This is a genomic window from Falsigemmobacter faecalis, assembly GCF_003863335.1.
In the GTDB taxonomy this organism is placed as follows: domain Bacteria; phylum Pseudomonadota; class Alphaproteobacteria; order Rhodobacterales; family Rhodobacteraceae; genus Wagnerdoeblera; species Wagnerdoeblera faecalis.
In genome coordinates this window covers 69021-76190 of the sequence record NZ_RRAZ01000019.1, presented here as the reverse complement: position 1 = coordinate 76190, position 7170 = coordinate 69021, and the positions used below count along the sequence as shown (strand labels likewise).

The window sequence follows — 7170 nt, the reverse complement described above, 5'->3', positions numbered from 1 at the left end:
TGCAATCGTCATCTTCTGGATATGATAAATGAGTCCTGAGCCTAGTCGCATTGGAAGGCAGGTGATGTAGGCGCACCAGGCCTGGCAGGGGCGATCAGCCCGCAGCCCGCCCGGCAGACAAGGACAGGTCTTGTGCTCTTTCCTTGGTTTTCCGGTGTCGGATTTCTGGCAGACAGGTATTCAAACGCATGAGCCGCATCAACCGCAGGATGCGCTTCCGGTTCACGCCATCCCGTCTTCGGGCTTGCGCGGCCTCACCGGGGCCACGCTCCCTCAGACTTCTGCAAAGGATCCCATAGAAGGGGGTGCCCCCCCCTCCATCAGCCCGAGGCTCTTCTCAGGCGCTCCGACTGGTTCATGTGAGACCGGCAGCAGGCGGCACGGCGCCCTGATCGGCAAGGATGGAGGGCCTCACTTAATCATTCTGCGCCTCGCCTGCCGATCCACGGCCTCGTATTGTCCCGGACCAAAAAATCACTGGTAACAGCCAGCTCCCCGAGCGTTGTATGCCGCGACCAAACCGCTTCTTCATCCGCCTCCGCGTTCAAAAAGTTCTGCAGCCCCGTCGAGCCGTGGCGCACCGGGCCTGGACCGATGGCGCTGCGATGGCTCGCGCCATTGAGGGATTATCGGCGGATGCACGCCGTATCCGGCTGCAACTGCGATACAGCACGCCCGCCCTTTACGGCTTCCGGCGCGGCGCGGGCTTTAAACCCGGCATCATGGTTCCTGCGTTTCCGCAGTCCTGACCTCCTCATCCCCGGAGATCGGCAAACGTCAGATCGTAGCTGCCGTCACTGCCCGTTTGCAGCGGAGCAGCTCAGGGGAACAGATGCGTCCTCGTGCAGATGGGAGCTCTCCCGTTCACTTCTTTAAGTTTTGCTGAAACAGCGACCTTCTCCGGTAAAATGTTACTAACCATTGCCGGCTATACTCAATTCCTGCGGAACCTGATCTCGCATTGGGCGTTTTATCTGTTTTGAGCCACAGGCGTTGAAGTCTACCAGAGCGGGCAGCCATATTGATGAAGAATACCGAAACCCGCGCCTTTGACGCCGGGATTATCCTCGCAACACTCGCGATTATGGGAGTGACCTTTGTTCTGGATGTAATCGTCCCGCTTGGACGCAATCTGTGGCTCGCTTATTTTCTGGCCATGGTGCTCAGCTATGCCTCGCGCTGCATCTGGCTGCCGGGGGCGGTGGCTGTTGGCGCGGCAGTTCTGCTGGCGAGCGGGGCTTACTTCGGGCCGGGCGGCATCGACGTCTCACTCGCCGTTTTGAACCGCAGCCTGGCCAGCCTTGTTCTGGCGATCCTGGCGGGGGCGGGCACCTTTATGATCCGCAGCCGCTCGAAGCTGGCGGGTCTTGACTGGGAACAGCGCGCAAGGGTGCGGCTGTCGCAGGCGCTTGAGGGCAATCTGAGCCGGGAAGATCTGGCCGCGCGCGGGCTCGAAGTGATTGGCGATGAAACCTCGGCGCGCGCCGCGATGCTGTGGGAACTGAGTGAACAGCGCCTCTCTCCCGTTGGCAGCTGGGGTGGTGCCCCGCGCGAGGCGGGGCAGGGGACGCCGGGCCATCTGCGCCGCGCGATTGATGAAAACCGCATTTTGCAGCTGTCCGCCCCGGGCGAGGCGGCACTGAACTGGGGCTCGGGCCTTTTGCAGGGCAGCGCCGCGCATTCCGTGATCGTGCCGCTGGTTGATGGCGGGCACATCAACGGGGTTGCTGAATTCGGCTTTGACCGCGCGCCCGATGAGCGGGTGTTGAGCCTTCTGGAGCAGGCGGGGGCCAAACTGGGTCTTGAGCTGCGCTCGGCCGTCTACCGCGAAGAGCTGCGCGAACTTCTGGAAGAAACCCGGCGGCAGGCCGAAGAGCTGCGCGCACATGGCGAAGAGATGGCCGCCACCAATGCCGAGCTGGAAGAGCAGACCCGCGCGCTGCAGATCAGCGAAGGCCGTTTGCGCGACCAGCAGGCCGAACTGGAAGAGCAAAACGCGCTCCTTGAGCAGCAGACCGCCCAGATGGAGGAGCAGCGCGACGCCATTGCCCTTTCGCGCCGTCAGCTTGCCGATCAGGCGGAAGAGCTGGCCCGCGAAAGCCGCTATAAGTCGGAATTCGTCGCCAATATGTCGCATGAGCTGCGCACGCCGCTGAATGCGCTTTTGATCATGGCGCGTCTGCTGAGTGAGAACCGCAAAGGCAATCTGACGGAAGAGCAATGCCAATGGGCGGAAACCATTGAAAGCTCCGGCAAGGATCTGCTGACGCTGATCAATGATATCCTCGATATTGCGCGGATCGAAGCCGGTAAGGTTGAAATCACCCCTGCGCCTGTCGCGGCAGGCGATGTTCTGCGCCGGTTGAGCCGGATTTTCACCCCGCAAGCCGCAGATCGCGGGCTGGTCTTTGCGATTGAGGCGGCGGAAACGCCGCTGCGGCTGATTACCGATGGCGCGCGGCTTGAGCAGATTTTACGCAATTTCATCGCCAATGCGCTGAAGTTTACCCAAAAAGGCGGTGTCACCTTAGGGGTGACCGAAGCCACGGGCGAGGGGCTGACCTTCTGGGTCCGCGACACCGGCATCGGTATCGCCCCCGAGCATCATGCGGCGGTCTTTGATGCCTTCCGCCAGGCCGATGGCTCGATCTCGCGCCGCTTTGGCGGGACGGGGCTGGGTCTGTCGATCTCGCGCGATCTGGCGGCGCGTCTGGGTGGCAGCATCACCCTTGAAAGTGCCCCGGGCCAGGGCAGCACCTTCCGTCTGCATCTGCCCCTCAGCCTTGAGGGAGATCTCCCCCCGGCAGAGGTCGCGGCAGCCCCTCCGGTTGGGCGTCCGCCTCTGCGCCCGCTGCCGCCCTCCGCCCGGATGCCTGAAGTCGAGCTGAACCGCCCCGTGGGCGAGGTTCCGGGCATCAGCGATGACCGCGATGCGCTGTCAGACCAGGCGCGGCGGCTGCTGATCGTGGAAGATGACATCAATTTCGCGCGCCTTTTGCTGGATCTGGCGCGCGAACTGGGCTTCAGCGGCATTGTCGTCTCGACCGCGGATGACGCCATTCGGGCCGCGCAGCTTTATCTGCCCCATGGCATCGTGCTGGATGTGGGTCTGCCCGATCACAGCGGCATGACCGTGCTGGACCGGCTGAAGCGCGATGCCGAAACCCGCCATATTCCGGTGCATATTGTCTCGGCCGAAGACCGCACGCGGGAGGCGCTGGCTCAGGGCGCGGTCAGCTATCTCTTGAAACCCGTGGCGCGGGATGCGCTGATCACGGCGCTGGAAAGCATCTCGCACCGCCAGGAGCAGAGTATGCGTAAGCTGTTGATTGTCGAGGATGATCCCCAACAGCTCAGCGGGCTGAAAGCGCTGCTCGGCTCTGCGGAGGTGGAGGTGAATGGCGTCTCGACCTCGGCTGCGGCGCTTGCGGCCTGCCGGCGCGAGACCTTTGACTGCATCGTGCTGGATATGACGCTGCCGGATGGCTCGGGCTTTGATCTGCTGGAGCAGCTCAGCACCGATGAGACCGCCTCTTTCCCGCCGGTGATCGTCTATACCGCCCGCGCCCTGACCGATCACGAAGAGCAGAAACTGCGCCGCTATTCGCGCTCGATCATCATCAAGGGTGCCAAATCGCCCGAGCGGCTGATCGATGAGGTGACGCTGTTCCTGCATCAGGTGGTCTCTGATCTGCCCGCCCGCCAGCGCGAAATGCTGGTGGCATCGCTGAACCGCGACGCGCAGCTTGAAGGGCGGCGGATCCTGATTGTCGAAGATGACATCCGCAATATCTATGCGCTGAATGGCGTTCTGGAGCCGCATGGCGTGAAGACGAAAATCGCCCGGAATGGCCGCGAAGCACTGGATTTCCTTGAAAAAGTCGCCGTCGGTGAGGCCGATCCGGTGGATCTGGTGCTGATGGATGTGATGATGCCCGAGATGGACGGGCTGACCGCCACCCGCGAGATCCGCCGCCTTGAGCGCTGGCGCAGTCTGCCGATCATCATGCTGACCGCCAAAGCCATGGCGGACGATCAGGCGCAGTGTCTGGCGGCGGGGGCGAATGACTATCTCGCCAAGCCGCTGGATGTCGACAAGCTGCTGTCGCTGACGCGGGTGTGGATGTCGCGATGACAGAGCGGCTGAAGACAGAAAGCCTTCCGGAACTTGAGACGCGGCTTTTTCTTGAGGCGCTGCACCAGCGGTATCACTATGATTTTCGCTCGTATTCAAAGGCCTCGCTCTCGCGCCGCATCGAAGTGGCGCGGGAGGCTTTGGGCTGCGCGACCATCTCGGAACTGCAGGGGCTGCTGCTGCATGATCCGGGTGCGCTCCATCAGATCATCGATGCGCTGACGGTGCAGGTCAGCGATCTCTTCCGCGATCCGGCCTATTACCGGCGGCTGCGCGAAGAGGTGGTGCCGCATCTGAAAACCTTTCCCTCGCTGAAGGTCTGGATCCCGGGCTGCGCCAATGGCGAAGAGCTGTATTCGCTGGCGATCCTTTTTGAAGAAGAGGGGCTTTTGGGCCGCACTCTTTTTTACGCCACCGAGATCAACCGCCGCGCCCTCGCGAAGGCCGCACAGGGCGTCTATGACATCTCCCGGCTCGCCGGATTTTCGGCGAATTATCAGGCGGCGGGCGGTCGCGCCTCGCTGTCGGATTACTACACCGCCGCCTATAGTGGCGCGGCTTTTCACCGTCGGCTGCGGCAGGCCACAGTCTTCTCCGAGCATGATCTGGCCACCGACCAGGTCTTCTCGGAGGTGCATCTGGTGTCGTGCCGGAATGTTCTGATCTATTTTGACGAAGCGCTTCAGCACCGCGCAGTGGGCCTTTTTGCCGACTCGCTGGTCCGGGGCGGCTTTCTGGGGCTTGGCGCGCATGAAACGCTTCGATTTTCCTCTCATGGCAAAGCATTCACACCCTTTTGCGAAAATGAGCGCATCTGGCGCAGAACAGCAAACACGGAGTGCCCCGATGCCTGACAGTGTGATCCGCTTTCTGCTCGTGGATGATGTGCGCGAGAATATGGTCGCACTGGAGGCTTTGCTGCGCCGCGATGGTCTGGAAGTGCATATGGCGCATTCCGCCGCCGAGGCGCTGGAAATGATGCTGCTCAAGGATTATCAGCTGGCCTTTGTTGACGTGCAGATGCCAGAAATCAACGGCTATGAACTGGCCGAGCTGATGCGCGGGGCCGAACGGACCCGCGAGATCCCGATCATCTTCGTCACCGCCGAAAATGCCAGCGAAGCGCGGCGGTTCCGCGGCTATGAGGCGGGCGGCGTGGATTATATTTTCAAGCCGATCGATCCGGTCATCCTGACCTCCAAGGCCGAGGTTTTCTACCGCCTCGCCCGCCAGGCCAAAGCCCTGGAGCGGCAGCGCGATGAGTTGCACTCCATCGCGCGGGACCGCGATCTGGCCATCGCCTCGCTGCATGCCCATGCCAATAACTCGCCCCTCGCGCTGGTGGTCTGTGACGCCGATCTGGTGGTGCGCAACTGGTACGACAGCGCGGCGCGGCTTTTCGGCGTCAGCGAGGCCGCAGCACTGGGCCGTCCGCTGGGGGCCACGGGCTGCTTTGATGCGGCAACGCTTGCGATGCTGGCGGGCTGGACGGCGGCCAGCGATGATCTGGCCCGTCACACGGCGCATATGAAATCCACCGGTCCCGAAGGTGAGATCTATTGCGATATCTTCGGCTCGGTGCTGGTGGATCCGGCGCTTGGCCGCCCTTCGCTGACGCTGCAGATCCTTGATGTGACCGAGCGGCACCGCGCCGAAGAGGTGCGCTCGCTTCTGGTCGGTGAGTTGAACCACCGCATCAAGAACACCCTCGCCAATGTTCAGGCCATCATGCGCCAGACCATCCGCAGCTCTGTCGATCTGCAGGAGTTCAACCGCAAATTCTCGGGCCGCCTGCATGCGCTGGCGCGGGCGCATTCCATTTTGTCGGATGTCACCTGGTCGAGTGCCTCGCTCGATCAGCTGATCGACGATCAGATCGCCGCCGGAACTCTGGCCGGCGACAGCCTGGACCGCCTGGGCCCGCCCGTCAGTCTTTCGCCGGAAAACACCCTGCGCCTGGCGCTGGTGCTGCATGAGCTGGGCACCAATGCCGCGAAATATGGCGCGCTTTCGGTGTCAGGCGGGCGGGTAAAGATCAGCTGGAAGCCCGAGGGGGGCGATCTGGTGCTGACCTGGCGTGAACAGGGCGGCCCCGAAGTGACGCCGCCCGCGCGGCAGGGCTTTGGCTCGACGCTGATCGCGACCGGGGTGGGCGACAGCCGCGCCACGGTGGAGTGGCGGGCGGAAGGGGCGCTCTGGCGCATCCGGATTGATCACGGATTTGAGCTTCTGGCGGGGGTGGCTGAGGCGCTCCCCGCTGAGGCGGGGGCTGAGCCCTCAGCCGCAGAGCCGCTGAGTGGCTGCCGCATCCTTGTGGTCGAAGATGAGCCGCTGGTCGCCATGGACATCCGCCTGAGCCTTGAGGATGCCGGTGCGCATGTGGTGCGTGAGGCGCGGACCGTCGCGGATGCGCTCGCCGCCGTTGGGCAGGGGGATTTTGACGTCGCCCTTCTGGACGCCAATCTGATGGGCGAGCCGGTGGACCGCATCGCCGCCGCGCTGCGCGAGGGCGCGAAGCCCTTTTGCTTCGTCTCCGGCTATGGCCGCGCGCATCTGCCCGCGGATTTCCCCGAGGTGCCGATGCTGATCAAGCCGGTGAACCCGGACGACATCATCAAAGTCGTGCGAACCTTCTGCATGCCGCCCGCGGCCTGAAGGGCAGGGGTGGGTTCTGCCACCCTGCCGCTGCCGTTCTCTCCTCAGATCCTCAGGCCTGGTACGGGTTTCACCCCGTCTCACCGGCCTGTCGGACTGCGGTCCCGGGCCTTTATTTTTCCGTCAGGGCAGCGGTGTGCCCCGCCCGGGTGGGGCACAAGTCGTCCGGGGGCTCTGCTACAGATTGTAGCACGCGGATCCCCTGAACGGCGCCATCTCAGGCGAATGCTGCATGGAATACCCATAATTTTCTGATGTGCGGGACGGGCACTCAGATCCACTCCAAAAAGAGCGCCGGGAGTGTTCCCCCGATTGAGGGAATGGCGGCGGCACCCCAAAACACCTTAAGATTGAAGGAGAATTTCTGAAGGTTTAGTGAT

At 62.9% G+C, this 7170-nt stretch carries 3 protein-coding genes; all 3 read left to right on the top strand.

The annotated features are described in order from the left end of the window. The first annotated feature begins 1024 nt into the window (after positions 1-1024). Genes EG244_RS13530 through EG244_RS13520 form a run of 3 tightly spaced genes read left to right on the top strand, consistent with a single transcriptional unit; the run spans position 1025 to position 6790 of the window. Positions 1025-4135 (top strand): hybrid sensor histidine kinase/response regulator, encoded by a 3111-nt coding sequence (locus EG244_RS13530; RefSeq protein ID WP_124965525.1) that lies wholly within the window; start codon positions 1025-1027, stop codon positions 4133-4135. Further along, positions 4132-4989, top strand: coding sequence for a CheR family methyltransferase (locus EG244_RS13525; protein WP_124965524.1), 858 nt, complete (start codon positions 4132-4134; stop codon positions 4987-4989). The genes EG244_RS13530 and EG244_RS13525 overlap by 4 nt, the downstream gene beginning before the upstream one ends. Beyond that, complete coding sequence (locus EG244_RS13520) at positions 4982-6790, top strand: response regulator (protein ID WP_124965523.1); 1809 nt, start codon at positions 4982-4984, stop codon at positions 6788-6790. The genes EG244_RS13525 and EG244_RS13520 overlap by 8 nt, the downstream gene beginning before the upstream one ends. The last annotated feature ends 380 nt before the right edge of the window (positions 6791-7170 follow it).

Excerpts from the sequence above, each read along its gene's own strand:
- EG244_RS13530 (WP_124965525.1), top strand. The coding sequence starts at position 1,025 with ATGAAGAATACCGAAACCCGCGCCTTTGACGCCGGGATTATCCTCGCA.
- EG244_RS13525 (WP_124965524.1), top strand. The coding sequence starts at position 4,132 with ATGACAGAGCGGCTGAAGACAGAAAGCCTTCCGGAACTTGAGACGCGG.
- EG244_RS13520 (WP_124965523.1), top strand. The coding sequence starts at position 4,982 with ATGCCTGACAGTGTGATCCGCTTTCTGCTCGTGGATGATGTGCGCGAG.